Source organism: Thermoplasmata archaeon (assembly GCA_038874435.1).
Lineage (GTDB): Archaea > Thermoplasmatota > Thermoplasmata > Lutacidiplasmatales > SKW197 > SKW197.
On record JAVZCK010000011.1, the window covers coordinates 50258 to 76611 of the forward strand.

A 26354-nucleotide genomic window follows, 5' to 3' on the forward strand; every position below is an offset into this window, starting at 1 on the left:
TATTAATAATTTTGTATAAAATTTTTACAATAAAACTATTCATCAACGAAGCCCATCGGCATTTGCGCTGGGCTTTTTCAGTTCACTGGACTGATAAAGAATCTATACAACATCTTCTGTTGGGAAGTTTAATATATCTGGATATATTGTGTTATATGAGGTCACCTAAAATGTGTCTTTACGGTGTGGCAAAGGTGCTAAGTACTTTACTACCAGATCTGGTGGAGGGACATATGCATGAAGGGAACAAGGTTGAAATCAGAATTGCTTGTTGCGGTCTGGATGATAAGTTTCCTTATCTGTGCAATATCCTTTGTGGTAAATAGCGAGAGCATCAACAACGAGCATGAAAACACAATTTCTGCCTCCTATCAGAACCCTACACTAAAAGTTAGTGTCTCTGTTGATAAAATAAAGGAGGGAAGACCAGTAGATGTTACAGTGGTCGTGAAAGATGCATATGGAAAACCAGTGCCCAACGCTACGGTTGGTGTATACATACTGAAGGATTCACATCTGCAACCTACAGACATTCCAAACGGGACTACGAACTCTGAGGGAATTGTAGAATTTGAAGGGATTGTAATAAGGGATGTCCCAGAAGGCACTCAGGTTTATTTTGTTGCGGTATATTACTGGGACTATGGATACTGGGCGGTAACTGTTGAAAAAGCGACATCTCTTGAACAGAATATATGTATTATTGTAGCAGTGCCAGTAATAATACTTGGAATTGCACTTATTGTTTATAGCATATTTAATCTCGTAAGGAAAAAAGTTAGTAAGCCTCGTGGTGCGGTTTTTGGTACATCCTTGTTAGTTATTACTGGTTTCTACTTATTTTTTTATTTCACAGGTTCGTTTGAATGGGATAAATTTCTGGCAGTTGATGTTTTCGTTAAATCCATAGTATTATCAATTATTGCACCGATAGTGTTAGAGATTACTGCAAACTCATGGTATGTTTCTACAGTTATTCCACAGAAACGGTTTAAAGCGGAAAAAATAGAGAAGATTTTTGCAAAACATGAAGACCCTTCCTCAGAGGCCAAAGCTCTTCAGCATGTCGATCGTAATCTTGTGTTTAAAAAATGGAATGAAATGTTTGAAAAATGGATAAAAAATCTAGAGTCGGAAAAAAATGCCCAGTACTTCCTCGAGGGCAGTAAAAACATGCTCCAATCATTTAGATGCATCAAAGAGAACAAAAATTATGGCGGAGCATCTATTGGGCGGAAGGAGGTTGAAAGTTTCTATGATGATAAAATAATACAGACGCTAAAGGAGCCATATACACTTTATAAGGAAAATGAAATCAAAAAACCAGAATCACCACCAAAAGGGTTGTTCATAAATGACAGGAAAATTTTTCCCTATTCTCAGAGAGAAATTGGATGTCCAGAATGCAATGGTAAGGGTAAAGTTAAATGCTATAGATGCTCTGGGACAGGTGTAATAAAGTGTCCAAAGTGTGATGGAAGAGGATATTTCCTAGAAAAATTTGTAGTAGAGAAAGAAATAGGGCCGAGTTCCAGTAGTAGTGGCGTAACGCATGGGCCTGTAGGTGGGTGGTGGACTGAGGAGAGGAAAATAAAGCATCCTTCAGGGGTGGAGACAAAAGTAAATATATCACACTATGCATCCTCTGGGACACCAGGGTACCTAAAATACGAAATACAACCGCTTAAAATAAAGCGCACAGAGTATGTAACACGTACCTGCGGTTTATGTGGGGGTAAGGGAAATATTGGAGTGTGCGAAACATGTAATGGAAGTGGCATGCTCGGTTGCGGGCGTTGCGACAGACAGGGAAAGTTGAGAGAGCTCCGCGTAAAGATATGGGATTGTACTGATATCATGAATTTCAACACGCATCTGCCCAGCGATAAAATAGAAATCCGCTGGGATAATTTTAATGATATTTCCTCAGTTCAGATGGAGGAAGGTAAAAAAAGCCAGGAGATCAATAGAATTCTGAGAGACCTTCAAGAGAGACATGAGAAGTGGATAAAAGGAAGTTCTGGAAGTGTGCTTTCTACGGAGTACAAAGCGTATGTATTCCCTGTAACAAAATGTATTGTTGAGTATAATACCGATACGGGCAAAAAGACATTTTCTTTATGGGCGATAGGTACTCCAAAAAAATGGATACTTATTGCACCAGAAGTCCCACTTCCACTAAAACCAAGCAAGAAATTTTCAAGGAGACACATATTGTTTGCGTTGACTATCCTTTCAGAAATTATCATCTTTGCGTTCCTCTACAAACTGCTGATATTTACATAACCAAAAACAATATCTCCCACAAAGGAAAGAGGAGAATCCGGTCTTGGCATTGACCGAAGTTGTTATGATAAACGAGACAGGGAAAGTGATTTATATTGCTCAACATTCACTTTAGCATCCGAGTATTAAAGGAGTGGTATAGGTATGTGGAAAAATATGAGCAGAATCTTCGGGATGGGTGTAGCGATTGCCTGTGTTCTCAGCCTTTTCCCATTGCCAGCAGCAACTGCGGCACCAGCGCTGACGGTCTTGCCAGATGCAGAAATTGTGGGCTCTGTTGTGATTGTAAGCGGCACTGGCTTCGGCTCGAATGTGGCGGTGAACATATACTGGGATAGCTTGGGAAACCTCCGTAATAGTACAACTACATCAAGCACAGGAACTTTCTCAATTCCAGTCGTGATTCCTCCAGCAGTGGCAGGGAAGCACACAGTAATAGCGAGAGATACCAGCAGCAACCAGGCAACAGCACAGTTCACAGTAGTCCCTTTTCTGACAATCTCACAGGCCAGTGGACATGTAGGTGACGATGTGACAATCTCACTCACTGGTTTCGGTGCAAATCTCGAAGTTGATTTCTACTGGGATGGAAATTTCTGGGGTTCTGAGTACACAAATAATGTTGGAAGCAAAACCTTCACATGGCAACTACCAGAGCTTTCTGGAGGTTATCGCGTCCTTTCTGCAGTGGATGAAGGGGGAAATACAGCCAGCACTCAGTTTCTGGTTTTCTCCACATTCACTCTCAACCCTTTGCAAGGGAGATATGGAGACACTGTGAATTTTGCAGGGAGTGGCTTTGGAGCCAGCACAGAGGTAAAACTCTATATGGATAACCAGACAAACTATCTTACCTCTGCATACACAAACAGTGGAGGAAATTTCTCAGGCACTTTCACAGTTCCGCAGTTACCTGGTGGAGCCCACACTGTATTTGCAGTGGATTCCTATGGAAACAGTGGAAGTGCTGGCTTTGAGATTCTACCACTTCTTCGCCTCTCAAAGTACTCGGGTTTCGTGGGAGATGTAGTTTCAGTTTTTGGATTTGGTTACACCGCAAACAACAACATCTCAATCTCTTGGGATACACCCCAAATACCTACCATCCCTGGCATTGTCATAGTCCAGTCAAGTGGCACCTTCACCTGCGAGATTGCAGTGCCTTTCACGCCTTACGGAACCCATGTTGTAACAGCAGCAGATGAATCCAGCTTGAGCCACTCTGTTTCCTTTTCTGTTTATCCAAGCATTACTGTGGAGCCAGACCATGGTCTCCCTGGAATCTTTGTCTCTGTAAACGGTACTGGCTTTTCTGCAGGTGTTTCCGTTTCCTTGATATGGGATTTCGGACTACCAGGATACCAGGCACTTGGGGCAACAAATACGAACACCACAGGAAGTTTCAACCATCTAGTCCAGATTCCCTCTGACCAGAATGGCGTGCACACAATCACTGCAAAGGATGAGAACTGGCACTTAGCTGTCGCCACATTCTATCTGGGACCTTCGCTCTCCATTGCGAATTCCACAGGTGTCGTTGGCTCGTATAACACAATTTCTGGCTATGTGTTTTCCCCTGATGCAAATGTGACAATCTACTGGGATGGAGAACCTCTTGGAAATACAAGAACCGACGCTACCGGTGACTTCACATTCTCGTTTTTGATTCCAGCATCTCAGTACGGATTCCACACCCTTTCTGCAGTGGATGAATACAATGTTTACGCAGAAACTACATTTTTTGTAGTGCCTGAAGTTACTGTCCTTCCTGTTTCTGGCACTGTGGAAAGCACTACAACAATTACAGGGACTGGTTTCTCAGGAAATTCGATTGTCTACATATACTGGGATGGTACGAACACCTACAGGAGTGAGAGAACAGACCAACAAGGGAGTTTCATTCTTACATTTACAGTGCCTGAGGCAGCATATGGTAGCCACATCATTGAGGCAAGAGACATCACAGGGGTTTCTGCAACAACAGAGTACTCCATTATTTCAAGCATTCAGTTGAGTAAGAGTAGAGGGTATGTTGGCGAAGCGTTTACTGTGTTCTGTCATGGCTTTGCTCCAAACTCTCCAGTTACTCTGGTGTGGGATAATGTTTCTACCAGTTATTATAACATGACCACAGATTCTGGCTTTGCTGAAATCCATGCAAATGTTCCCGCTGCATTAGCGGGTGTTCATGAGTTGTATGTTTACGATTCCTTGCTCCACATTGTGCAACCCCTCCTTTTCACAGTGCTTGCGCTCGATGCACCTCAACCGATTTCCCCATCTGGCTTCGTGAACACAACCACAGTTTTGCTTTCATGGACTGCTGTTCAGAATGCGAGTTTTTACATTGGGCAGTTTTCTTCAGACCCACAGTTTGGCACTGGCGTTATTCAGTTCTCCACCAGCTCTACAACTTACCAGATAACTGGCCTCATCCATGGAAACAGATACTACTGGCGGGTTAAAACTGTTGATAGTGCTGGAAACGAGGGCAGTTTCTCAGCAGCACTGGATTTCACTGTAGACACCCTGGCACCTTCCTCTTTGCTTACTGGTCCCAGTTACATAAACACAGTCACATTTACTCTTGGTTACGCTGCTGTTGATGGCACGAGTGGAATTGCCTCAGTTGCGCTATACTACGCCTTTAACTCCTCGGATTTTGAGTTCTACGCAGCATCCACACTTTCCACAGGCACCTTCAGTTTTACTGCAAAATATGGAGACGGCATCTATAATTTCTACACTGTGGCAAGGGACGGAGCAGGAAATGTTGAACCAGTGAATGGGACGAAACTCACAGTTGTTCTTGACACTACCAGGCCTTCAGCATTTGTTTCTCCGTTGCCATCCGTCGTGAACACCAGCATTATAGAATTGGATGTGAGTTATGCAGATACTGGAAGTGGTGTAAGCTACTTTATGCTCTTCTATTCCACAGATGATGGAATTACTTGGGAGTTTTGCGGGAATTATACCACAACGCGTGTACAATTCGCGGCTCCGACAGAGGGAAAATATGTGTTCCAGGCAATTGCAGTGGATTATGCAGGCAATGTGGAGGCAATGGGTGGAGGAGAGGCATGGACATTTGTTGACCTCACAGAGCCAGTTCTGTCGGTGAGTGTGGAGGGCACAATTGGCGGTAATGGCTGGTATCTTTCAACAGTAAGAGTTGTGTTGCAAGCAGAGGATGCAAGCAGTGTGAGCATCTACTATTCTCTCGATGGTGGGAATTTCTGTTTTTACACCTCAACAATCAGTATTTCTGATGATGGACTCCATAACCTTGTCTGTTATGCAGTGGATGCAGCAGGAAATGCAAATTCTTCTGTGAGCATCCAGATAAAGATAGATAGAACCGCACCAGTCACCCAGCACTCCCAGATTCTTGAGTGGTACAATGCCACATATGCCACAATAAACTTTTCAGCGAGCGATGGAGCAAGTGGTGTGAAATCCACAAAAGTGAGAATAGACGATGGAGAATGGATTACGCTAAACACTGGTTCTGGCACTTCTCCACTGACGGTTATAGGAAATGGTATCCATAGAGTGCAGTATTACTCTATGGATGTTGCCGGGAATCAAGAGCCACTACAGGAATTTTATGTGAAAGTAGATGGAGTTGCACCCACTACAGAACAAACGATTTCTGGCAACACTGGCAGGAATGGTTGGTTTGTTTCTGGGATAAAGATCTGGTTAACTTCAACAGATGCTGTAAGCGGAGTTTCGGCTGTATATTATTCAGTGGACAATTCCACATTCAGGCAATACGCAGAGCCCATTGAGATTACCACAGATGGCATTCATCTCGTAGAGTATTATGCACTAGATGTTGCAGGGAATGTAGAGGCAAAGAAGACGATTACAGTGAAAATTGATACAATGGCTCCCTCTTCCTCAGTTAATGCAGGTGCAGAATGGTATAAAACATTGCCAGTGAATCTCACGATAGATGTTGCTGATACTGGGAGCGGGGTGGCTGGAGTGTATTACTCAATCAACGACCTGCTGTGGATAAAATCCAGCACAATTTCTCTCAATGCAAATGGAGTTTACACGATAAGGTATTATGCAGTTGACAACGCTGGGAATATGGAAGAGATAAATTATGTGGTGGTGCGAATAGATGCTGAAGCCCCTAGAACAGAATACACTGTGAGTGGTAACCTTTCCCTCAACGGATGGTATGCAGGAACGGTGCAGGTCTTCCTGAGTGCAGAGGATGATGTAAGCGGTATCTCTACAATCTGTTTCTCAGTTGATGGCTCTCCATTCTTTAATTACACTGGCCCTGTCTGGTTGACTGGTGATGGAGTCCACATCCTGAGATTTTATGCAGAGGATAAAGCAGGCAATGAGGGAGTAGAGCAGTTCCTTACGATAGGAATCGACGCAACTCCTCCAGAAACCACTGCAAATGCCTCCTCTACATGGTATTCTCAAACCCCAGTGGTTCTGGAACTGGCTGCAGTGGACGAAACTTCCGGTGTGGCAGTAACTTTCTACAGAGTGGATGGTACCTCATGGAGAACTGGCACAGAAGTAAATCTCACGATGGACGGAATTTATACGATTGAATTTTACTCTGTTGACATTGCTGGGAATCCAGGGAGGGTCCAGCGTCTCACCGTGCGAATAGATACCACAGCACCAGTTGTGGATTTGAAAGAGATGCCAAAGGAAGAGAAGCCAGTTTCTGGCATGCTTCGAGTGATATTCGAGGCGAGTGACCTCTCTGGAGTTGCTAGAGCCACATACTCAATAGACGGCACTACAAGAACACTTTTGGCTGCAGGCAATCTCTACACCATTGAGATTGACACTTCTTCTATTGAAGATGGCGCGCATGTAATTGCAATTGAGGTTACAGATAACGCAAACCACACCACACGGCTTACTAAAACAATCAGAGTGGATAACAGCCCACCAGCAATCAGTTCTCTTACGCCCTCAGGAGGAGATGTGGTTGCAGGAGAAGTCAGTATCGTTCTCATTCTCGCTGACGACTCAGAAATCTTAGAAATTACACTCTACCTTGACAACAGCCCAGTAACATTTGAGAGAGAAGGTAACACTGTGAAATACAACTGGAAAACCACACTGGCGGATAATGGAAAGCATGTCCTCAGAGTTTATTTGAGAGATGCGGCGGGAAACATGAAAGTTTATGAGCAAACATTTTCAGTGAACAATCCAGACATGGCTCCAACCATAATCACTATCGCTTTAATTGTGGCTCTTGCTGCAGCAGGTGCAGGACTGATTACAATCAGGAAACCTGTAAGAACCGTGAAAGTGGCAAAACTAGAGAAAAAAGAAAAATTTGAAGATAAGGAGGTGAAAAAATGAAGGATGTGTTTGATTCACCTTTAATCATTGGGCTGACTGCCAGAAATTTAATTGCGATTCTATCTGGTCTTCTTCTCCTTCTCTCTCCTTTCCTTCTCTGGACCGTATTCTGGGACAATGGAGTCCAGCAGAAACTTGACGGGTTTGAGTTGCAGCGAGAAGTAGGTGCTTTTGCTCTGCTCCTCTTACCCCTCTGCGGGCTTGCAGCGATGCTTTCTGGCTTTATTCACTCAAGGTTCCAGGAACTGCGGGGCAACAGGGTTGTGCTGGCATTTGGATTCTCAATAGTTTTCCTGGCTTTCGTGGCTCTTCTTGCTACGACAGTGCAGGCAGAACTCTGGATGAGCAATGTTGCTGGTACATCCTTCCTTAACAATCTGATGCTTGGATGGTATGCTGCTCTCACAGGCACTCTCCTCCTTCTCTTTGCACTCATAGTGCCAAGGCAGAAAAAGTTATTCCCAGAGCGTGAATAGCTTATCGTCTCTGTCCACATCAAAGAGCCCGATTCTTGCTCCCGCATCAAGCCAGCCATGGGCATAGTTCACACAGGCAAATGCATTCACAAAATCTCCCTGCTGGTAAAAATGAAGGGCATCGTTGTAGTAAGCCCTTGCCATGCCTAGAAAGTCCTCTGCAAGGCGGTGAAGGTAGGAACGCTCAGGAACTGCGATTTTCACAACTTCAAGCCCTTTTCTTGTCTTTTCCAGATAGTCCTTCAGCTTTTCTTCGTTTATTTCCCTTTTCATCTTTTTCACCAGGAATCATGTATTTGAAAGCGAGGAGCCAGAAACAGCACATGTAAATCATCTGATAAAGGTCTCCAAGTGCAAAATACTCGTTTTTGTGCCACCAGAGCATTGTGGGCATATCATAGTAGTAAAGCAAGAGAGCAAGGGTGAGCAGACGGAGCATGTTCACGAAAAAAGCACCGATAGTACCTATCACAACAATCAGGGGTTTGAGCCACCACTTGGTTCTGAAATTGAGCACAAGCGCAGAGGAAAGGGCTGCGAAAGTGCCCATGCCCATCACTCCTGTGCACCCACCTGCAATCCACATCTGGCTCACGCCTTTATGGGTCTGGATGTAGAGGAGGGCACCCTGTCCACTTCCAGCTAGGCCTGACCACGACTCAATTCCAATGCTGGAAAGAAAGCCAGCCAGGGCATCTGCTTCTGGCTTTGCCAGGATATTGGCGGCTGCTGCGTAAAGCCCTGTGTTCTCGCTGTAGAAGAGAATGTTGAGAATTGAAAGGGAAACTAGCAGGGCAAGGACTGGGTAGGTGTACTTTATCTTGCGGTAGCCATAGAAGAGGAAGAGAACTCCTGCGAGAAAAATTGCGTAATTTGTGACACCGAAGCCAGTGTTTTCACCACCAGAAACCAGGGTTTTGAGGGGGACTGAAATAAAACTGAAGGCAAGGACTGCAAGTGCAAAGATAAACTCGTTAAAGTCAGGTAGCTCATGGTCATCCCTGTAAAACTCAAATTTTATGTAGACAACCATCAGCATTACCACTGCAAAAACAAAGAAGACACTCAGAGCACCTTCATAGCCAGCAAGGTTTGAGAGTAGAACAGAGCCCAGAATTGTGAGCACGAAGAGGGTGAACTTGTTGTTTCGGATGGTCTCCTGGATGCTAGACGAAGAGCCTGAGACAGGAGCCAATAATTTTTCCTTTTTATCAACTTTCTCTGTCATTGCACCTTTACAGATACGTTCGCGAATAATAACTTTTTGGAACCGTTGATGGCATTTAATTTCCAATGAAGGGTGTGATATGCACATGGTGGGGCCTACACAGAAAAATATAAATTGTTTCATTCCATGTGGGGAGTGTGGCTGAACCTAACATAATTCGGGATTTGATTGTGGACACGCTGAGAAAAATTGTGGGTGACACAGGACAGACGCTCTATGAAAGTGTGTGTGAAACCTATTCAATTGCCCCCGAGAACCCGAAATCCGGTGACATACCTAAGCTGGGCAAGGGACTTGTTGAAGTTTTGAAACCCTACGGAGAAGACAGGATAAAGATATTTTTGAAAACTATGAGACAGATCCAGATGATTTTAGACGAAGAGAAGGTGAAGCCAGAAATTGTAGAAGAAATTTTGCTTTACATAGGCGACATGTTTCTGGTAATTGGTGACTTTAATGAGGCCCTTGCAAACTATTTCGAGGCCGCAAACATCGCTACGAACACAGGAAACAAGGTAATTCTTGCAAGGGCAGTGAGGAGGGTAGGTGATGTATATGGAGCAAGAGGGGACTATCTTGCTGCGATAGCAAAGTATGAGGAAGCAAAGGGCTTATCTGAGGCCATAGGAGATACTGATGGAGTTGTCGAGGCCATTCGAGAAATTGCTGAAATTGAATGGAAGCAGAGCAAGTTTAAACAGGCAAAGGAGAGGATAAAGAGTGCCGTGGAACTTGCTGAAAAGACAAAGAATCCGGCTATTAAGTCCAAGATTTTCCTCACATTTTCTAGAATTTATCTCTATCAGGGCGAAATTAATGTGTCGCTTCAGTATCTGCAAAACGCCTTAAAACTCTCAAAGGAACTCAGAGACCCATTTGAAATTTGCAGAATCTACAACACATTTGGGGTCTTTTATTACACATTAGAGGATTATGCAAAGGCCGCAGAGTATTTCCGGGAAACTGTAAACCTTGGGAAGAGTATGGGGGACATTTTGATTTACACGTACGGATTGATAAATCTGGGAAGTTGCTACATCAATCTCTCGAAAGTGGACGAAGCGCAGAAAATGTTGGATGAGGCTATGAAGCTCGTGTCGAAACTTGACAATAAATACGCACTCGGGATTCTTTACTCCATTTTTGGTAAGCTCCATGCTGCAAAGCGCAACTGGGAACTTGCAAAGCAAAATTTTTCCAATGCAATAACTGTCCTCCAGGAACTCGGGCTTGAATTCAATCTAGGATGGACATATGTTTACATAGCCGAGATGCACAACGCAAAAGGAGAGTTGGGAATTGCAGTTACCTATCTAGAGAAGGCAAGAGGTATTTTTGAGCGATTGAACAATACATATCTCGCAGAAAGGTTTGGAAACAAAGCAAAGAATATTGCAAAATCACAGTCCGAGAAGATATAACGCCAGCACGAACCCTGCAAATCCAAAAGAGTAGAGGGAGAATAGGTAGAATTTTTTTCCTTTGAGAATCCACATCAGAAGTTTGAGGGAAAGGAGCCCAACAACAAACGCGGTTAGTCCACCAATTAGCATCACATTGATATCAATATTACCACTCACACCAGTAATTTCTCGGAGTTCTAGCAGTGTAGCGCCGAGGAAAGCAGGCAAACTCGCAATAAAGCTAAACCTCGCTGCATCCTCCCTCTTTATGCCCCTTGCCACTCCCATTGCGATAGTGGAGCCGGACCTTGAAAGGCCAGAGAAGGAAGCTAACCCTTGCATAGCGCCAATAGCTATTGCATCCTTAATGTTCATCTCTACTTTGTCTCTCTTCTCCTTTCCAAATCTAGTTGAAAAATTTAGAAGTCCCTGGATGATGAATGCAATTCCTACAGGCAAGAGGGTTTTGATGTACAAGTCGATTATGTAGAGGTCAACAATGACACCAATGATGCCTGTTGGTATTATTGAAATAAGAATCAGAATTGCATATTTCCTTTCTGGGGTGCTTGTAGCTGCCTTTTTGAGCCCTACACCATGCAAAACATCTGAGAAAATTCTCAAAATGGTTTTTAAAATTGCCAAAATTTCCCTGCGAAAAAAGAGAGTTATTACGAGCATGGTAGCAAAATGCAAGCCTATATTGAAGCTAAATGGTACTTCCACTCCTAGCAGATGCTGAACTACGATGAAGTGTCCAGAACTACTTATCGGAAGCCATTCTGTAATTCCCTGGATGATTCCGAGTATCACGGCGGTCAGCCAATCCATGGGAGTTGAAAGGTATGAGTTATAATAATGTTTGTTTATTTCCTCACTACAAGGGCACAGTGCTCTGCATCAAAGGGCTCGAGAAGGATGTTTTCACAAATAGTCAACCCACTATCATCTATCTTTGCCATACAAGATTTCAGTACCTCACCCACTTTTTTCGTTGAATCAATTGCTGGTGCCTTTATTATAAGATAACCAGTGCCTTTGTCTCGCAAGAACTCTTTTGTTGCATTCAAAAAGATTTCCACCTGATGCTTCTGGGCAATATCCTGATAAATCACATCAACCTTCTGGACGACTGGTGAGTAGGTATAGGTTTTAGCTGCGTCTGCAAGCAATGGAATTATGTTCTTTCGTGCCTCTGCAAGGCGGAGTAAGTTTATAAACGGCGTTTTTGAAATTTCTACAGCATAGATTTTCCCTTTTGAAGAGATATCAGATATGTGGCTCACAGTGGTACCAGAAGCAGCACCAAGGTAGAGCACATATGTTTTTTCTCTGAAAGCAAAGTTCTTTAATTTTTTATGAAGCATTGCTGAAAGTTTGCTTCTCATCGGATTCCAGCGTCTAAATTCTCTCTCTTTCTCTTTCACAAGCACTTCGCCATACACAGAAACACCAGGCACAGCATTCAATGTGTAAAAATTCTCGCCGTCAGAATAGACACCAAAATACTCAGTTTCCTTAATTTTTGGCATCTCTCATACCTTCCTTGGTTTTCCAAAGAACTTGCAAGCAATATAACCTAGAAATGCAAAAGCCAATCTTGATAGATACCAGAAATTGATACTTGCCTTCAACATTTCAGTGGGCTTGTAGTTCTGCCAGAGTTTGCCATGTTTCAGCGTCAATTGTTTTCTTCCGTATCCATTCCAGAACGCCTGCTTGAAAAATTTGTAAAAACTTTCCCTTGCCCTGTGATAAATTATTGCTTTTGGATTGTAGACAATCTTTGCACCGCTGTCAACTGCTCTGAGGTTCAGGTCTATGTCTTCAGCAGTCACAAACCAGGGGTCAAAGCCCCCAATCTTTTCAAACAATTTTTTCTCGTAAGCAATGTTGGCAGTAGGATAGGTTACATCCATCCCTTTATACATCAATTCTACTCTTTCAAGTTTTTCAAACGCATGGTATCCAATTTGAATTGTTTTTCCAGCTACAATCTGGGCATCCTTCAACCCCTTCCTCAACTCAGAGAGCCAGAAAGGATTTGTAATGCAATCGCCATCCGTGAAGGCAACATATTCCCCCTTAGCATGCATTACACCATAATTTCTGCTTTCTCCTCTTGTGCCACCATGCTCTAGCAATCTGATGTTGTTGTATTTTTTCATGTATTCTTTTACGATCTCTCGTGTTCTGTCCTCACTGGATGAATCCACAATCAAAACCTCAAACGGTGGTTCCTGGACCACTAAACTGTCGAGTAAATCTGCGATGTGTTTTTCTTCATTTCTCACAGTAATTACTACACTAATAAACATAGTTTCACTTTTCTCAAACAATTTCTATAGTGCCCTCTTTTTCGTCCCAGCACTGTAAAACTGCTACTGCGTTTACACTAGGGTTTGATTTTATTTTTGTATTCACTATATCGATCAGGTCGTCATTCGTTCTATTCTTTATTTTTACCACAATATCGTACGCACCAAAAACCATGTGCCTGTGTCTGGTCTTCAAAACTTTTGAGAGGCCTTCAAACACCTCTTTGTTTTTTCCAGTTTTTGTTTTAATAAGGACAAATACACTTACCATCTACTCACCATTTCTAGATTAGTGGGCTCAGCCGGATTCGAACCGGCGGCCTTCGCTGTGTGAGAGCGATGTCATACCACTAGACCATGAGCCCATTAGCATGCCCTAATACAAAAAGAGGATAAAAAAGGTTTTGTTTATCAAGTTTTATTGTGAAGAGCCAAGACACCTTGCTTGCAGTTGTGGTTAAATTTTTATATTGCCTGAGGATACCACATCTGGTGGAAAAATGTTTGAATCAGAATTGGAAACAATCGAGACACTGTTGAAACTTCCAACAAGAACTGCAGGTGTGAAATTTCTGAAAAAAGGTGATGCCATACCAAAATCTCCAATGCCTCAACTCCACAACTTCTGTCAGTTAATCTCAATAGCAAGATACCAGGAAATGGGCAATGTCTGGGTAGCAGAAAAAGCGGTCTGTGCAATTGGAGCTGCATGTCTCGGCCTAATCAAAACCCCTGAGATTTTCACATCAGGCAAGGCTCCAACAGGCCGCTATACTAAAGACGAAAATGCAGGTAAGAAATTCATGGCAAATGTTTTCAAAATTGGCGATACAGATGAAAGATTTGCGGGCCTCTTTGTCCACTCGTTGCGGAAAATGAAAGAGGCAGATGTGGCTGTGCTTTATGGAATGCCTGCTCAGATAATGCGGCTCATCCATGCCTTTGCCTATGATTCTGGAGAAAAGGTTACAGGAGATACTGTAGCAGAGGCGGCTTTATGCTCCGCAACTGCCTTTGCATTTAAAAACAAAAAACCAATCTTCGCAATTCCCTGCGCAGGAGATAGAAGATTCGGAGGCACCCAGCATACTGAAATAATTTTCGCAATGCCCACAACGGAAATCAAGAGAGTGGCAGAGAACCTTGTTGCTACGGAGAAGCTTGGTGCTTCTGTGTTTCCTGTTGCACCATTTGCTTTCTACGAGCCAAAAATGGGAGAGAGCTATGCAATGAAGAAACAATATTTGGAGGAAGAAAAATGAGGATTGCACTTCCTGCAGTGAGACACAAACTGATGGATGTTGAGAAGAACCTTCAATTGATAGAGAAAAATCTTGCTTCTGCAGACCTTGTAGTATTCCCAGAAATGTTTGTTACAGGGTATGCCCTCAAGAACAGAATGCTCAGATTTGCTGAGCCGCTGAATGGCCCGATTGTTGAAAAACTTTCTAGAATTGCATCAGAACATGAAACTACAATAGTCACTGGTATGCCAGAATTTTGCTCTGCAAAAAATTTGGTTTACAATTCTGCAGTCGTGGTGATGCCAGATGGAAATGTAAAATGCTATCGAAAATGGAAACTCGCTACTTTCGGACCATTTGAGGAGGGACTGTATTTCTCGCCCGGTAATGGAGAACATTGCATTTTTGAAATAAATGGCATCAGAATTGGTTTACTGATTTGCTATGAGCTTTTCTTCCCTGAGATTGCAAAAGCGTATGCAATGAAAGGTGTGGACATGCTTATCTGCATCTCAGCATCGCCATCCACAACCAAAAAATTTTTCGAAGCGGTGTTGCCAGCAAGAGCTATTGAAAACACGGTCTATGTTGCATATTCAAACCTTCTTGGTACTGAACAAAACCTGGTTTTCTGGGGAGGACAAAGGATTTATGGACCAAGAGGTGAACTTCTCGGAATGATTGAGCCATACTCAGATGGCATGCTGGAGATTGAGCTAGAAAAAGCAAGGTTGAAAATTGCAAGAAAACTCAGACCCACAATTTCGGACAGCCAGGGATGTTGCAAAGCAAATGTGGAATAATAGTTTATATACTTGTATGTAATTATAGGGAAAAAGGGGCGTAAACCATGTTCGGAAGAAGAGGTGCACAGGTAAAGAAAATCGAAGAGCAGCCGATGTGTGAATATGATGTAGTGCAGGAAGGCAGGCTCATAAAAATGGTCACAAGATGCAAGGAATGTGGGGGTGCTGGTGGTTTGGATAACCAGGCATGCCTTACAGGGGTTCTCAAAGCTTTGACAGAGGAAGAAAATGTTGACATTCTTACCCTTGCTCATTTCGTGGAAAGACAGTATTTTGGAGATGCAATGGTGTTGCTTAAGAAAATTGTGCAGGTTGGTTCAACATTGGATCAACTCTCAGTAAGACCACCAGCTTTGCTCGCACCGCAGCCGGGAGAAGATGCAAGCAAAGCAGAGGCAAGAAGGAAAAGGGGTGTAAACTGCCCCAGATGTGCTTACAATCCTCAGATTCTGTTCCCGATGCTGAAGAGCAAGTTATACCGAGACATTGGGGAATTCTATGCAGAGCTTGGAATGAAGGTAAGTGCACTGGAAAGGGCAACACCGACTGAGGGTTGTGCCCCCTGCATTGAAACCACAATTGGCGATTTCGTTTATCTTCACAATCAGCTTGAGGACCTCAGAACATACATCCTGTATATGGGGTTCAAGATTATAACATAGGGGTGATAAATTGGCAGATCGCAGAGGAAAAAGACCGGATAGGTCACAGTCATATGGTGAAGGTGATAAGAATCTCAAAGTTTGTCCAAAGTGCGGTACATTGAACAGCCCGATAGAGACCAACTGCAGAATGTGTGCTACACCACTTCCAAGGACCCCACAGCCGCCACCTTCGGCTACACCGCAAGGGTCATCCGCACCCAGTCCAGGTATGACAGTTACGCATGGGACTGAGAGAAGGTACACCGCACCCCCAAAATCTCCTGACCCTTCTCAAACTGCGTACTCTCCTCCACCTACTTACACACCACCTCCACAGCAACCGACACCTTCATATTCGCCTCCACCGCAACAAACTCCACCACCGGCACCTGCATCACCAACGGTGACAGTGGCACCTAGCACTGAAAGAAGATACACTGCACCTCCTCGCCCTGCAGAGCAGCCACAACAACCATATACTCCTCCACCACGAATTTCAGAGCCAGCTTATCAATCGCCTCCACAGCAAACACCAGCTTATGCTCAACCGCAGTCCGCCTCTCCTCCACCTCAACCAGTTCAACAACCTCTTTGGGAGGCAAGAAGTACGGACATGAGTACTCCTCCAAGGACAACAACGCCTCAACCCCAGTACACTCAATCTGCCACGCCCGAAGTCGTGCCTACCCAAAGGTATTCTCCACCAGGAGCCGCACCTGAGGCGCAGGCCGGCTACCAGGAAGCAACACCTGTTTTACGCCCAACTCCAAGGGAGCCAGGAATGGAGAGGTATGGTAGGTCCCCGCTTGCAAACATTCTCCAATCCATAAGCAAAGTGGATATTGTTGGCTTAAAAAAAGGTATAAATCGTATTTTAGACAAAAACCACATGTTCAGACCAGGTTTCTCATCATCTTGGGTTGCACCGAAACCACCAGATGATGGTACGAAAATAAGGGAATACTATGTGAAAGATGCGAAGGTGGAACTCTACACGATTCCAAACCAGATTGATGTTCTCTACCATGTGACACTTTATGAGTATCAACTTCCTATTGAACACATGCAACTTGTGCAAATTGCAAGAGAGGAATTAAGCCAGCATTATCCAAAACATATACAACTCACAAGGTTATCGCAGACAAAGACATATGTGACAAAGCTGGGCACAAGGTTAATTTACAAACTTGCAAAGAAGCATGGAATTAACATTGGAATGACGAGAGCAGAGGAAATTGCTACAGTGAACAAGCTGGCACAGATTCTCACAAAGTATGTAGCAGGACTTGGTGTGGTTGAAACCATGCTTGAGGACAAGTTTGTCCAGGATGTGTATATAGATGCCCCTGCATCAGAAAATCGTGTGCACTTGAGAGTTGGTGGATATAACGACCCAAGAATTGGTGACAAGTGTATTACCAATGTGACTGTGGGTGATGAGGATGCAGAGGCGCTCCTATCAAGATTCCGACTTGAAAGTGGGAGGCCTTTCTCAGAGGCGATGCCAGTATTGGAAACCGATATTAAGGAATATAACACGAGAGTTACGGTTATTGGTAAGCCACTTAGCCCTGAAGGAATTGCATTTGCATTGAGGAGGCACTCCACAGATCCATGGACACTGCTGAAGCTAATTTACCTCGGAAGCATATCTCCATTGGGTGCTGGTTTGCTTTCCTTCCTGATTGATGGGCGTTCTACCATCCTAGTAACAGGGAGCAGAGGTTCTGGTAAGACCTCATTAGTAGGTGCATTGATGCTAGAGTTCCCGCAGAGCCAGAGAATAATTACAATTGAAGATACACTGGAATTGCCAGTGCCTGAAATGAGAGAACTGGGTTACAAAGTTCAAGGCATATTCGTCCAGAGCTCACTCGGAGGAAAAGGAGAACTCACTGCAGATGATGCACTTAAGGTATCTCTACGTTTGGGTGAAAGTGCAATTGTGCTCGGTGAGGTAAGAGGTCAAGAGGCAAAGACCCTTTATGAAGCCATGAGAGCAGGAACAGCAGGTAGTGCAGTCCTTGGTACAATCCACGGTAACACACCTAGAGCAATTTATGAGAGAGTGGTCTTTGACATAGGGATTCCACCAAAGTCCTTCAACGCTACAGACATTGTGGTTGTGGCAGGTTTGACGAGTCCTGGCGGTACTCAGAAACAGTTGAGAAGAATCACCCAAATTTCTGAAGTTGTTAAAGAAGAAGGGAAAGAAGGCCAGTTTAATGACTTAATGAAGTATGATGAGCATTCTGACACACTGTTGGAAACAGAGGTATTCAAGAAAAACTCAGAGAGGATTAAAGCAATTGCAGATTCATGGGGTATTGATTACTGGGATGCAATTCAGAACATTGGGGTTAGGGCGGCTTACAGAGCAAAGATTGTTGAGTATGCAAAATCGTATAACAAACCGCAAGTGCTTACGGCAAAGTGGGTAGCTGCATCCAACAACGCATTCTGGCAGATTCTAGAAAAACACTACTCTAGCAAGAAAAAGCTGGACTATGTAGCGTTGTTGAATGAATGGAACAAATGGTTTGAAAGGAGCGTTAAATATGCCTGAGAAAAAAAAGAAGGAAGCCGTACCAGAAATTGAAGAGGGCCTTTGGTATCTTAAACTCTGCAAAAAGGTGAACAAATGGTTTGGTCCCAAGCAGGCATCCCTTGAAAAACGTCAGAAAAAACTTCAGAGGTTCTATGAGCGAAAGTACAGGGAACTGAAGTTGGCTGAGAACAATCTCTCTACTGCGGAATACATTTACACAAAAGATGATCCAAGATATGCACAAGCCCTGAAAAAGTATGAAAAAGCGAAGCGTGAGTTTGACAATGCAGCAAAGGTTTACAAACAGGCCGAGTTTAAGAAGATGGTATATTTTGCAGGTATAGATGTAGAGTACCACGAGGTAGAGTTTCTTTCTATATTTATGACGATGATTGTCTTCATAATCATGATGATAATTGCGCTGGTGATTTATGTAGTAATTCCAATAGATATTACAATGTATCTCCTTTACATGATACTTCCAACTGCATTTCTTCCCATGTTTGTGTTCGTGTTTCTGTTCAACTATCCAAGGATCCTTTCCAATCGCTTGAAGGTGAGGATGTTAGGGAGGGCACCGGAAGCTGTAAACTACATGGTTATGTCCATGAGCCTTACGCCTGCACTTGATAAGGCAGTTGCTTTCGCTGCAGAGAATACAGACGAGCCCCTTTCTTCAGGACTGAAAAAGGTTATATGGAATATCTATACTAGAAAGTTTAACACAATAGAGGATTCGTTTCTGGATTTCGCCTACGAGTGGGGTTATTGGAACGAGGATTTGAAGAGAGCGCTCTATGCAATAAGAATGGCGGTTTTTGAGCGGAGTGAAGAGGGATTGAAGCGAAACCTCGAGAAAGCCAAGGACATTGTCCTGCTCGGAACAAAAAAGAAAATTGATGAATTTGCTGCATCGCTTTCTGGACCGACTACGATTTTGTTTGCGATAGGTATACTCATGCCGATGGTGATTGGTGCAATGTTACCTATGATATCCCTTGTAAACATAAATCTCACAATTCCGACAGAAGGTTCTTCTGCTGCGGCAGGCATCACAGGAGCACAGCAAACATCAGACAATACGGTTACACTAGTTGTGTTGATGGACATTCTTTTCCCTGTGGTGACCTTTGGCTATGCATACTACATTCTCGGAAGAAGACCTGGGACTACTCCACCACCTAAAATCAAGTCTAACATGAGTAAGAAAAAGCGAAATGCAATTCTTATTACTTCGCTTATCCTAATGGTGGGTATCTCGTTAATCTCTATTCCCATGGTGCTTGCGCCAGAGGGAACAATTTATTATTACATAGGACCTCTACCTGTTATTGTTGGAGTGGGCCTGGGTATCGCATACTATTGCGGTACAACTGTGTTTGCAATTAAGAAGGAAAGAGATGACATAATGAAGATGGAAGAGGAATTCCCAGATGCTTTGTTCCAACTTGGAAGCAGAATGGCTGAAGGAAGTTCTGTTGAAGTCGCACTGAAAAGAACTGCAGAGAGTATGGAAGGCACCAAGGTAGGTGAACTTCTCAAGAAAATTGTATTCTCAATTCAGGTTTCAGGCGAGACCCTTGATGAGGTGCTGTTCAGCAGAACGCGAGGAATTCTCAGAGAATTTCCATCCAAGCTAATTGCAGTTACTTTCAAAACGATTACTGAAATTGTGAAAAAGGACCCACTGACCGCAGGGCAAACAATCATTGAAATTGCAAACTACCAGCGAGACCTGAAGAAAGTTGACCATGAAATTAGAAGAGAGTTAGCAAGCACAGCGGGCATGATGAAGACCACTGCAATTGTATTTGCACCTATCGTTATGGGAATGACTTCTGCCCTTTATGTTCTTCTCTCAAAAACGCTGGTTGCCATTACTCAGTCTCAGTTGATTTCAATCCATGTATTCTATCTTATTCTTGGTATCTACCTAATCCTCACAGACCTTATCATAATATACTTTGTCACGGGCGTGGAACATGGAGAGGACTGGTCAGAGCGTAAAGCAATGGCAGCAACAACGCTTCCAATCGCAGTGCTGATTTACGCTGTGACAACTGTTATGGGCCAGTTAGCAATAGGCGTGTAGGTGTTAGAGTATGTGGCAATGGCTGAGTTCCTATGTTGCAGTCACGGTTGCGGTATTCATAATTCTTGCGTCGGTAGTGGCTTTTTTCACAGTGCAGCAGAACACAATCAAAGATACGGAATTCAGCCAGATTGCCAGAAAAATTGCAGATGTGATAGATAGTGTTTCTACAGTTAATGGAAACACCACGAAATACATAACCTTTGAAACTAACCAGAGTGGGATTCCAATTCAAAAACTGTTTTATGGAGACATATACAATATAAACATCACCAAAAATTCGGTAATTCTTACTCAGAAATCTAGGACTGCTCATGTTAACTTCAGGGTGAATGTCCATCCATGGAATCCTGTCCTTCTCAATGATACTGCGCATAACTACTACACTGATCCGTCGGAACTTGCATATCGAGATGCCTTGAAACCGTTTGTCTCGTTCAACAGCAACACGCTCTATAAAGTGGTGATAGAAAGGAAGGAAATCTCAGTGAATTATGATATTCAGTATCACACTTTTGTTTATCTGAAGTGAGGGATGACTATGTCATTTGATGTTGGAATCATTGGTTTCGGTCCGGCGGGTATGTCTGCAGCAATTTATGCAAAAAGGTATGGGTTGAGTACGCTAGTTTTTGAACATGGAATTTCTGGTGGTAATGCAGCCCTTTCTCCTCTCATTGAGAACTATCTTGGCTTTGCAGAAGTCAGTGGCACAGACCTGGTTTCTGCCATGGAAAATCATGCAAAAAAATATGTGGATAAGTTTGTGAATGAGAAGGTTGTAGGTGTGAGCGTCGATGCGAATGGGGAGTTTGAAGTGAAAACCCAGAACGAGAAAGAGAAAGTGAGGACATTAATTATAGCTACAGGAACGAAACACAGGGAACTTGGAGTGCCAGGCGAGGAGAAACTTAGAGGAAGAGGGGTAAGTTACTGTGCAACCTGTGATGGGTTCTTTTTCAGAAATAAAAAGGTGGCTGTTGTTGGAGGAGGTAATACTGCGGCCGTAGAAGCCCTTTATCTGCGAGACCTTGGTGCTGAGGTCTATCTCATTCATAGAAGGGATAAGCTAAGGGCTGAGGAAGTTTATTATAATCGATTAAAGGAAAAAAATGTAAACATTCTCTGGAACACCGTTGTGAAGGAAATTGTGGGTGAGAAAAAAGTGGAATTGCTGCGAGTGGAGAACAAGATGGATGGAACTGTTACCGAGCTCCATGTGAATGGTGTCTTTGTGGCTATAGGCGATGAGCCGCAGAACGAGATTCCAAAGATGCTGGGTGTTTCGTTGAAAGAAAATGGATATGTCAGTGTTGACCAGAACTGCAGAACAAATGTGAAACGCGTTTACGCTTGTGGGGACATAACTGGGCTGTTTAATCAGGTAATTGTGGCTGCCGCCCAGGGTGCTCTTGCGGCAAGGTCTGCATACGAGGATTTGATGAAGTAGATGGTGAATGGACAACTCATAGTTATTTTTTTAAAACAGAACGCCATTCCTGTAGCGAAATTCTGCAGTTGGATCTCTGCGATAATGCTCTATCTTGTTGAGATAAAGACCTACATATTCAATTTCATCAAGAGGGATACAGTACATTGTTTCTGGGGATGTAGGTCTCCCTCCTAGCCCGATTACTATGAAAACCTTTTCAGGTCTAACTTCTTCCTGAAATTCCTTATACCTTTTTAGTTGAAATTCCTTACACCAGACGAGTTTGTTCTGGAACAGGTCTCGCCGGAATTTTGCTTCAACCCAGAATTTGTGACCTGAAGGGATATGCTGGAGATGAAAATCTGGATTTTTAGCGGATTCAATTTGTCTGCCTCCTAGGTCGTCCCGTCTGGTTGTTGCATGCAAGATTTTGAAAAACTCTTGTGGGAAGTGATCAATCACATAATTTTCAAAGAGGTCTCCTTTGGCGTATGTATCTCCCAGCATTGCCTGCAATTGTTTCAATAACCCTGGCATTTTTTATCACACACCTAATGTCTATGTGCAGTTGGATTAACCCACATTGAATTTTTCCAGGTAATATTCTACACGGTTCTCCTATATAAACCTAATGTGTGATTTCACAATTTGACGCTGTTTTTTATGATTATTTGAAATTACTGGCATAATTTTTCATCAAACAATCCAGAATTGGCCAGTGTTTATGCTTCAAACTGTGAAAACTTGCGATATATATATATGATTTGTTTTCTTATTATTGATGAGAAAAATGGGCACAAAATGGAGAGTATTCGGAATAGGAATAGTGCTTTTCGCACTATTCTGGTGCTCTGTGGCTCAAATGCCTACAGCGAACGCGGCACAGGACGACGCAAACAAGAAAGAGGTGGGAGCAATATGGTGCAAGGATTACCCATCGGACCCAGATTTGCCATACAGTGATTTAGATGCGCATGGGAAACAGTATTGGTGGGGATACAAAAATGGATTCTACAGTGAAATGATAGCAAGAGGATGGGGAGGAAGTGACTCTGGTGTGCATGGCGACGGGATGGCCAGAGACAGGGATTTAGATGTAAGAGGGAACCCTAATACACCCTGGGGAGAGAAGGTAGATATTGTGTACTTCTCTGGACACGGAGGAATCGGGAACTTAAATTCCATTAAGTACTCAGACGGAAGCATGACTGATGCTGGAGAGGATGGCTGGGGGCAATATGATATGGAGTGGCTAATTTTCTCTGCATGCTACGCACTTGGTCTAGATGCCACTGGTGCTCTTCTTGCATGGGGTGATAACCAACCAACAGGGTTGCATGTACTTAATGGCTATAAGACGTATGCTTACCAGTATAATTACTGGGATGCTGGTGATTTCTGGCCAAGGGGAAAGAGATATGCAGTGTATTTATTCGACCCTACAGACAATGGGGTAGGATATGCATGGCAGAGAGCGACCTATGCGGATGCTCAACAATCTTGGGGGCATACCCAGTGGATTAGAGGTGCATCAGTTGCAGCTGCCGCTGATGTCTATGAGTTTGGACAGTATGTGAGAACAGAATACTATTTCTACCAGGACACTATTAATAATCCAATGCGAGACCCTATTGACAAAAATTACGGCGACATTCAGTTTGATTGCTACATGGTATACTATGAGTGGCTGGTTGACTGGCCACACTGAATGAAAAAGGAGGTGTCAGAATGAATAAAAAGATTTGGGTTTCTGTTGTGGTTTCCATAATCGTGATTTCTAGTATTGGTGTGGTATTCTGGTGGCAAATGAGTCAGAAAAGTGAGAAAAAGCCCATAAACCAGAATATAGAATATCCTGTTGAATTTGTAAGACCTGGCTATATCAGTGGTGGAAACTATTACAACGGATCAAATATAAGCTTTGATGTTTCACTAAGCGCTAAACTTGAGACCTGGTCAAGTTACGGGAATGTTTATGATGTTGTATTTCACACAAACAGGGAGAAAGCCACACAGATTGCATCAGCACTGGGTGTAAATGGCACTATCTCAAACGGATACGAGGGCTGGAGAATTGAGAATGGACAGAAAAGTGTTGAATTTATCACCCCAGATTACAATCCGAACTCAAATTACTCAATGTCGTTGAGATACAGAGACTCTTCAATCCCAGTTGGAGTAGACGAATCCAAATTTATCTCAAATGAAAGCTGTGTGGAAATTGTCCAGAGATTTATGGAGACCACCGTGTTGAGCAAAATTCTGGTGAATGCAAAAAACAATCTCAGAATAGAGTGCAGATATGTAGGAGCAGATAAAGAGTATATACCTGGTGGAACTGTAAAGATAATCGCAAAGGTTGTAGATGCGAAGATGTACTACGATTCTTTTGAGTTGGACTGGCGCTATGCATTCCGTCTTAACAGCACAGGCCACATTCTCTGGATCGATGGACCCACTGATTTTACATTGAGCAAGAATGCCAGTGTATACATTGGCTCTCCAAATCAGATTCTCCAATACTTCAAAAAGGAAGGGTTGCTGATAAACAAAACATCGGACAAAGTGGAGAAAATACTCATAACTGATATTAGAACATTGTATGCTGCTATGCCTGAGATATCTGGGCCTGCAGTAACTGGTGTGGTGTTAGCACCAATGCACTACATTACTTACGAAGTGTATTACTCAGACAACTCAACTGAAATCAGCTACGACGCTCTCACAATCAAAGGCGCGTGAGTTCCATGAAGCGAAAGAAAATTTTTGCTTTTGTATCTTTTTTTCTAATTTTTTGTGGTATCTTTTCAGGTGTATGGGGATGGTGGGAAGAGAACAGAAATGTAATAGTGGGATTGCACATTGACGGAGATCATGCTACAGCATGGAACAGGTTTCCAGGTAAGGGTACGGTAGAAGACCCAAAGGTAATCGAAGGGTTTGAACTGCGGGAAAAAGCAACAACATACTATTTTGTAGGCGCACCAGATACATTTTACGATCCGATTGTGATAGAAAATGTTGATTTGTATTTCACAATAAAGAATTGTGTAATCTATTCCCATAGTGTATCTTCAGGCGGATTTTTGGTCAAAAATGTATCCCATTGTGTAATTGATAATTGTGTTTTCGCTCCCAGCTCTGGAATTTATATAGAATATGCAACTGTAACAAATAATACATTTTATCAGTCCGTTGTCGTTATTAAAAATTGCAGTTTTCATGATAACTGGTTTGCTGGAGAACATGGGGGCTACATGAAAATAGTCGGTGAAGAAACAAAGATGTACAGAAACAACTTTTTCTTCGATATTGAACCAATCAGAGAAGACATATCAGTGATAGCTGACAAGCAGGTCTTTTTGAATGCTTCTGATGTTGGAAATTACTGGTCTACATTTACCAGCCCGGATAATAATACTGATGGATTTGTGGATATACCTGTGGCACTAAAGACATCAAACTATGATGGAGCGTGGGCTGGCTTCTCATCTGCCGACTATCTTCCATCAGTGAAACCGTTTCCCCTGCAAGAGAAGAAGTGTCCTCCTGAGAAAAATGTTTTTCTAAATCCACTTGTAACTCTTGGCCTTTCTCTCATCATAGGTGTCTCTATTTTCACTATTGTTCTTGTAATATCTCGAAGACTGCAAAAATGGTTTGAATTAATATAGGCGGTGGAGACCTTCAACTTAATGCCTCCTGCCACTTTAGAAAATTTCTAAAGTAGGCAAATGACTTTCTCACCTCAAAAATTTTTCTTAAGTTGAAGGTCTCGGAGGAAGCATTACAAAAATATATAAACCATGGTATTATTCATGGGTATGTGATACATAGCAGGAGGTGGAAAAGTGAATAAAAAGATTATAGCCATCGTATCTTGTGGGTGCGTTATCGCCATCCTTGTAGGATGTCTTGCATTTACTGCTATAAATTCGCAATCTACTGGAAATAGCAAAAAAATATATACAACAGAGCTGCGAAGCTCAGAAATTACTACCTCTCCATACCTCTACAAAGGCCCAATTGCTTTTGATTCAGGGCTCAGCTCAGCATTGGAAAATTGGCAACAGACACGTGAGTTCTTTGGAGTGATACTAAATCTAGATGTATCAATGCCTTCCTTTGAAAATGATTCAATTTCAATTGCTAAAGGTTTAGGAATTAACGGGAAATTGGAACGCCATCTAGAAGGTTATTTTGTCAGGGACGCTCAAACAGAAGAACAGTTGGTCTACATAATCGGGCCAAAAATTGGACAGACATATGGAAGCGAAAACAATCGCTACTGCATTTATTTTAGATATGAAACAAATTACTCCACAGAACCCACTAACTTCCCAAAGATTGTGTAATAGGCATTATGAGACTTTGAGAGCTCAGAAGTAAATTCGTCTTGCCAGTATGCAATTTTCCATGAGCGCACCGAAAGTTTTATTAATCCCTTTGATATTACTGCTTTGAGTAATATGACAGAACTACCAGAATGGGTCAAACGCTACAAAAAGAAGGGAATTGC

The 26354-nt window shown here is 42.9% G+C and carries 22 protein-coding genes and 1 tRNA gene; 15 read left to right on the top strand and 8 right to left on the bottom strand.

Annotated elements, in window-relative coordinates; translation table 11 throughout:
- Window positions 1-237: 237 nt before the first annotated feature.
- The 3 genes from QXD64_05685 (at window position 238) to QXD64_05695 (ending at window position 8120) form a co-directional block, all read left to right on the top strand.
- Window positions 238-2286 carry a hypothetical protein gene (locus QXD64_05685; GenBank protein ID MEM3396806.1) on the top strand — a complete coding sequence of 683 codons (2049 nt, stop codon included), beginning with the start codon at window positions 238-240 and terminating at the stop codon, window positions 2284-2286.
- Between the two features lie 144 nt (window positions 2287-2430).
- Window positions 2431-7644, top strand: coding sequence for a hypothetical protein (locus QXD64_05690; protein MEM3396807.1), 5214 nt, complete (start codon window positions 2431-2433; stop codon window positions 7642-7644).
- Complete coding sequence (locus QXD64_05695) at window positions 7641-8120, top strand: hypothetical protein (GenBank protein MEM3396808.1); 480 nt, start codon at window positions 7641-7643, stop codon at window positions 8118-8120. Before QXD64_05690 ends, QXD64_05695 begins: the two co-directional genes overlap by 4 nt.
- Here QXD64_05695 and QXD64_05700 read toward each other — a convergent pair.
- Window positions 8100-8393 carry a DUF357 domain-containing protein gene (locus QXD64_05700; GenBank protein ID MEM3396809.1) on the bottom strand — a complete coding sequence of 98 codons (294 nt, stop codon included), beginning with the start codon at window positions 8391-8393 and terminating at the stop codon, window positions 8100-8102. The two genes, QXD64_05695 and QXD64_05700, sit on opposite strands and share 21 nt — an antisense overlap.
- On the bottom strand, window positions 8329-9348 hold the full coding sequence (locus QXD64_05705) for an archaeosortase/exosortase family protein (GenBank protein ID MEM3396810.1): 1020 nt from the start codon (window positions 9346-9348) through the stop codon (window positions 8329-8331). Before QXD64_05705 ends, QXD64_05700 begins: the two co-directional genes overlap by 65 nt.
- A gap of 137 nt (window positions 9349-9485) precedes the next feature.
- On the opposite strand from QXD64_05705, the gene QXD64_05710 reads away from it, so the two are divergent.
- On the top strand, window positions 9486-10769 hold the full coding sequence (locus tag QXD64_05710; protein ID MEM3396811.1) for a tetratricopeptide repeat protein: 1284 nt from the start codon (window positions 9486-9488) through the stop codon (window positions 10767-10769).
- On the opposite strand, the gene QXD64_05715 is transcribed toward QXD64_05710, so the two are convergent.
- The 5 genes from QXD64_05715 to QXD64_05735 all read right to left on the bottom strand — a co-directional run bounded on the left by QXD64_05715 (window position 10749) and on the right by QXD64_05735 (window position 13434).
- The gene (locus QXD64_05715; GenBank protein MEM3396812.1) at window positions 10749-11582 is read right to left on the bottom strand and encodes an undecaprenyl-diphosphate phosphatase; all 834 of its coding nucleotides are present in this window, start codon (window positions 11580-11582) and stop codon (window positions 10749-10751) included. The genes QXD64_05710 and QXD64_05715 overlap by 21 nt on opposite strands.
- A gap of 35 nt (window positions 11583-11617) precedes the next feature.
- Window positions 11618-12283 (bottom strand): fibrillarin-like rRNA/tRNA 2'-O-methyltransferase, encoded by a 666-nt coding sequence (locus QXD64_05720; GenBank protein ID MEM3396813.1) that lies wholly within the window; start codon window positions 12281-12283, stop codon window positions 11618-11620.
- A 3-nt stretch (window positions 12284-12286) separates the two neighbouring features.
- Window positions 12287-13069 (bottom strand): glycosyltransferase, encoded by a 783-nt coding sequence (locus QXD64_05725; GenBank protein MEM3396814.1) that lies wholly within the window; start codon window positions 13067-13069, stop codon window positions 12287-12289.
- Window positions 13070-13082: 13 nt separating this feature from the next.
- The gene (locus QXD64_05730) at window positions 13083-13340 is read right to left on the bottom strand and encodes an Lrp/AsnC ligand binding domain-containing protein (protein ID MEM3396815.1); all 258 of its coding nucleotides are present in this window, start codon (window positions 13338-13340) and stop codon (window positions 13083-13085) included.
- A gap of 22 nt (window positions 13341-13362) precedes the next feature.
- Window positions 13363-13434: transfer RNA gene (locus QXD64_05735), tRNA-Val, on the bottom strand.
- Window positions 13435-13569: 135 nt separating this feature from the next.
- On the opposite strand from QXD64_05735, the gene QXD64_05740 reads away from it, so the two are divergent.
- The 7 genes from QXD64_05740 to QXD64_05770 are packed head-to-tail and all read left to right on the top strand — an operon-like array spanning window position 13570 to window position 21853.
- Entirely contained in the window at window positions 13570-14331 is a 762-nt protein-coding gene (locus QXD64_05740) for a DUF169 domain-containing protein (protein ID MEM3396816.1), read from the top strand.
- Entirely contained in the window at window positions 14328-15116 is a 789-nt protein-coding gene (locus QXD64_05745; GenBank protein ID MEM3396817.1) for a carbon-nitrogen hydrolase family protein, read from the top strand. Before QXD64_05740 ends, QXD64_05745 begins: the two co-directional genes overlap by 4 nt.
- A gap of 47 nt (window positions 15117-15163) precedes the next feature.
- Complete coding sequence (locus QXD64_05750; GenBank protein MEM3396818.1) at window positions 15164-15781, top strand: hypothetical protein; 618 nt, start codon at window positions 15164-15166, stop codon at window positions 15779-15781.
- Between the two features lie 10 nt (window positions 15782-15791).
- Complete coding sequence (locus QXD64_05755; GenBank protein ID MEM3396819.1) at window positions 15792-18329, top strand: ATPase, T2SS/T4P/T4SS family; 2538 nt, start codon at window positions 15792-15794, stop codon at window positions 18327-18329.
- The gene (locus QXD64_05760) at window positions 18322-20403 is read left to right on the top strand and encodes a hypothetical protein (protein ID MEM3396820.1); all 2082 of its coding nucleotides are present in this window, start codon (window positions 18322-18324) and stop codon (window positions 20401-20403) included. Before QXD64_05755 ends, QXD64_05760 begins: the two co-directional genes overlap by 8 nt.
- A gap of 10 nt (window positions 20404-20413) precedes the next feature.
- Entirely contained in the window at window positions 20414-20935 is a 522-nt protein-coding gene (locus QXD64_05765) for a hypothetical protein (protein MEM3396821.1), read from the top strand.
- Between the two features lie 9 nt (window positions 20936-20944).
- Complete coding sequence (locus QXD64_05770) at window positions 20945-21853, top strand: FAD-dependent oxidoreductase (protein ID MEM3396822.1); 909 nt, start codon at window positions 20945-20947, stop codon at window positions 21851-21853.
- A 30-nt stretch (window positions 21854-21883) separates the two neighbouring features.
- On the opposite strand, the gene QXD64_05775 is transcribed toward QXD64_05770, so the two are convergent.
- Window positions 21884-22372 (bottom strand): hypothetical protein, encoded by a 489-nt coding sequence (locus tag QXD64_05775; GenBank protein ID MEM3396823.1) that lies wholly within the window; start codon window positions 22370-22372, stop codon window positions 21884-21886.
- Between the two features lie 253 nt (window positions 22373-22625).
- Between QXD64_05775 and QXD64_05780 the strand changes: the two genes are divergently transcribed.
- The 4 genes from QXD64_05780 to QXD64_05795 all read left to right on the top strand — a co-directional run bounded on the left by QXD64_05780 (window position 22626) and on the right by QXD64_05795 (window position 26190).
- A complete protein-coding gene (locus tag QXD64_05780) occupies window positions 22626-23543 on the top strand; it encodes a DUF6345 domain-containing protein (protein MEM3396824.1) in 918 nt (305 codons plus the stop codon).
- A gap of 20 nt (window positions 23544-23563) precedes the next feature.
- Window positions 23564-24577, top strand: a complete 1014-nt coding sequence (locus tag QXD64_05785) for a hypothetical protein (protein ID MEM3396825.1) — start codon at window positions 23564-23566, stop codon at window positions 24575-24577.
- Window positions 24578-24582: 5 nt separating this feature from the next.
- Window positions 24583-25509, top strand: a complete 927-nt coding sequence (locus QXD64_05790; protein MEM3396826.1) for a right-handed parallel beta-helix repeat-containing protein — start codon at window positions 24583-24585, stop codon at window positions 25507-25509.
- A 177-nt stretch (window positions 25510-25686) separates the two neighbouring features.
- The gene (locus QXD64_05795) at window positions 25687-26190 is read left to right on the top strand and encodes a hypothetical protein (GenBank protein ID MEM3396827.1); all 504 of its coding nucleotides are present in this window, start codon (window positions 25687-25689) and stop codon (window positions 26188-26190) included.
- Window positions 26191-26354 lie beyond the last annotated feature (164 nt).

What these genes read in the sequence shown, in the direction of transcription:
- QXD64_05685 (MEM3396806.1), top strand. Translation starts at nt 238, where the DNA reads ATGAAGGGAACAAGGTTGAAATCAGAATTGCTTGTTGCGGTCTGGATG.
- QXD64_05690 (MEM3396807.1), top strand. Translation starts at nt 2,431, where the DNA reads ATGTGGAAAAATATGAGCAGAATCTTCGGGATGGGTGTAGCGATTGCC.
- QXD64_05695 (MEM3396808.1), top strand. Translation starts at nt 7,641, where the DNA reads ATGAAGGATGTGTTTGATTCACCTTTAATCATTGGGCTGACTGCCAGA.
- QXD64_05700 (MEM3396809.1), bottom strand. Translation starts at nt 8,393, where the DNA reads ATGAAAAGGGAAATAAACGAAGAAAAGCTGAAGGACTATCTGGAAAAG.
- QXD64_05705 (MEM3396810.1), bottom strand. Translation starts at nt 9,348, where the DNA reads ATGACAGAGAAAGTTGATAAAAAGGAAAAATTATTGGCTCCTGTCTCA.
- QXD64_05715 (MEM3396812.1), bottom strand. Translation starts at nt 11,582, where the DNA reads ATGGATTGGCTGACCGCCGTGATACTCGGAATCATCCAGGGAATTACA.
- QXD64_05720 (MEM3396813.1), bottom strand. Translation starts at nt 12,283, where the DNA reads ATGCCAAAAATTAAGGAAACTGAGTATTTTGGTGTCTATTCTGACGGC.
- QXD64_05725 (MEM3396814.1), bottom strand. Translation starts at nt 13,069, where the DNA reads ATGTTTATTAGTGTAGTAATTACTGTGAGAAATGAAGAAAAACACATC.
- QXD64_05730 (MEM3396815.1), bottom strand. Translation starts at nt 13,340, where the DNA reads ATGGTAAGTGTATTTGTCCTTATTAAAACAAAAACTGGAAAAAACAAA.
- QXD64_05740 (MEM3396816.1), top strand. Translation starts at nt 13,570, where the DNA reads ATGTTTGAATCAGAATTGGAAACAATCGAGACACTGTTGAAACTTCCA.
- QXD64_05745 (MEM3396817.1), top strand. Translation starts at nt 14,328, where the DNA reads ATGAGGATTGCACTTCCTGCAGTGAGACACAAACTGATGGATGTTGAG.
- QXD64_05750 (MEM3396818.1), top strand. Translation starts at nt 15,164, where the DNA reads ATGTTCGGAAGAAGAGGTGCACAGGTAAAGAAAATCGAAGAGCAGCCG.
- QXD64_05760 (MEM3396820.1), top strand. Translation starts at nt 18,322, where the DNA reads ATGCCTGAGAAAAAAAAGAAGGAAGCCGTACCAGAAATTGAAGAGGGC.
- QXD64_05765 (MEM3396821.1), top strand. Translation starts at nt 20,414, where the DNA reads ATGTGGCAATGGCTGAGTTCCTATGTTGCAGTCACGGTTGCGGTATTC.
- QXD64_05770 (MEM3396822.1), top strand. Translation starts at nt 20,945, where the DNA reads ATGTCATTTGATGTTGGAATCATTGGTTTCGGTCCGGCGGGTATGTCT.
- QXD64_05775 (MEM3396823.1), bottom strand. Translation starts at nt 22,372, where the DNA reads ATGCCAGGGTTATTGAAACAATTGCAGGCAATGCTGGGAGATACATAC.
- QXD64_05780 (MEM3396824.1), top strand. Translation starts at nt 22,626, where the DNA reads ATGGGCACAAAATGGAGAGTATTCGGAATAGGAATAGTGCTTTTCGCA.
- QXD64_05785 (MEM3396825.1), top strand. Translation starts at nt 23,564, where the DNA reads ATGAATAAAAAGATTTGGGTTTCTGTTGTGGTTTCCATAATCGTGATT.
- QXD64_05790 (MEM3396826.1), top strand. Translation starts at nt 24,583, where the DNA reads ATGAAGCGAAAGAAAATTTTTGCTTTTGTATCTTTTTTTCTAATTTTT.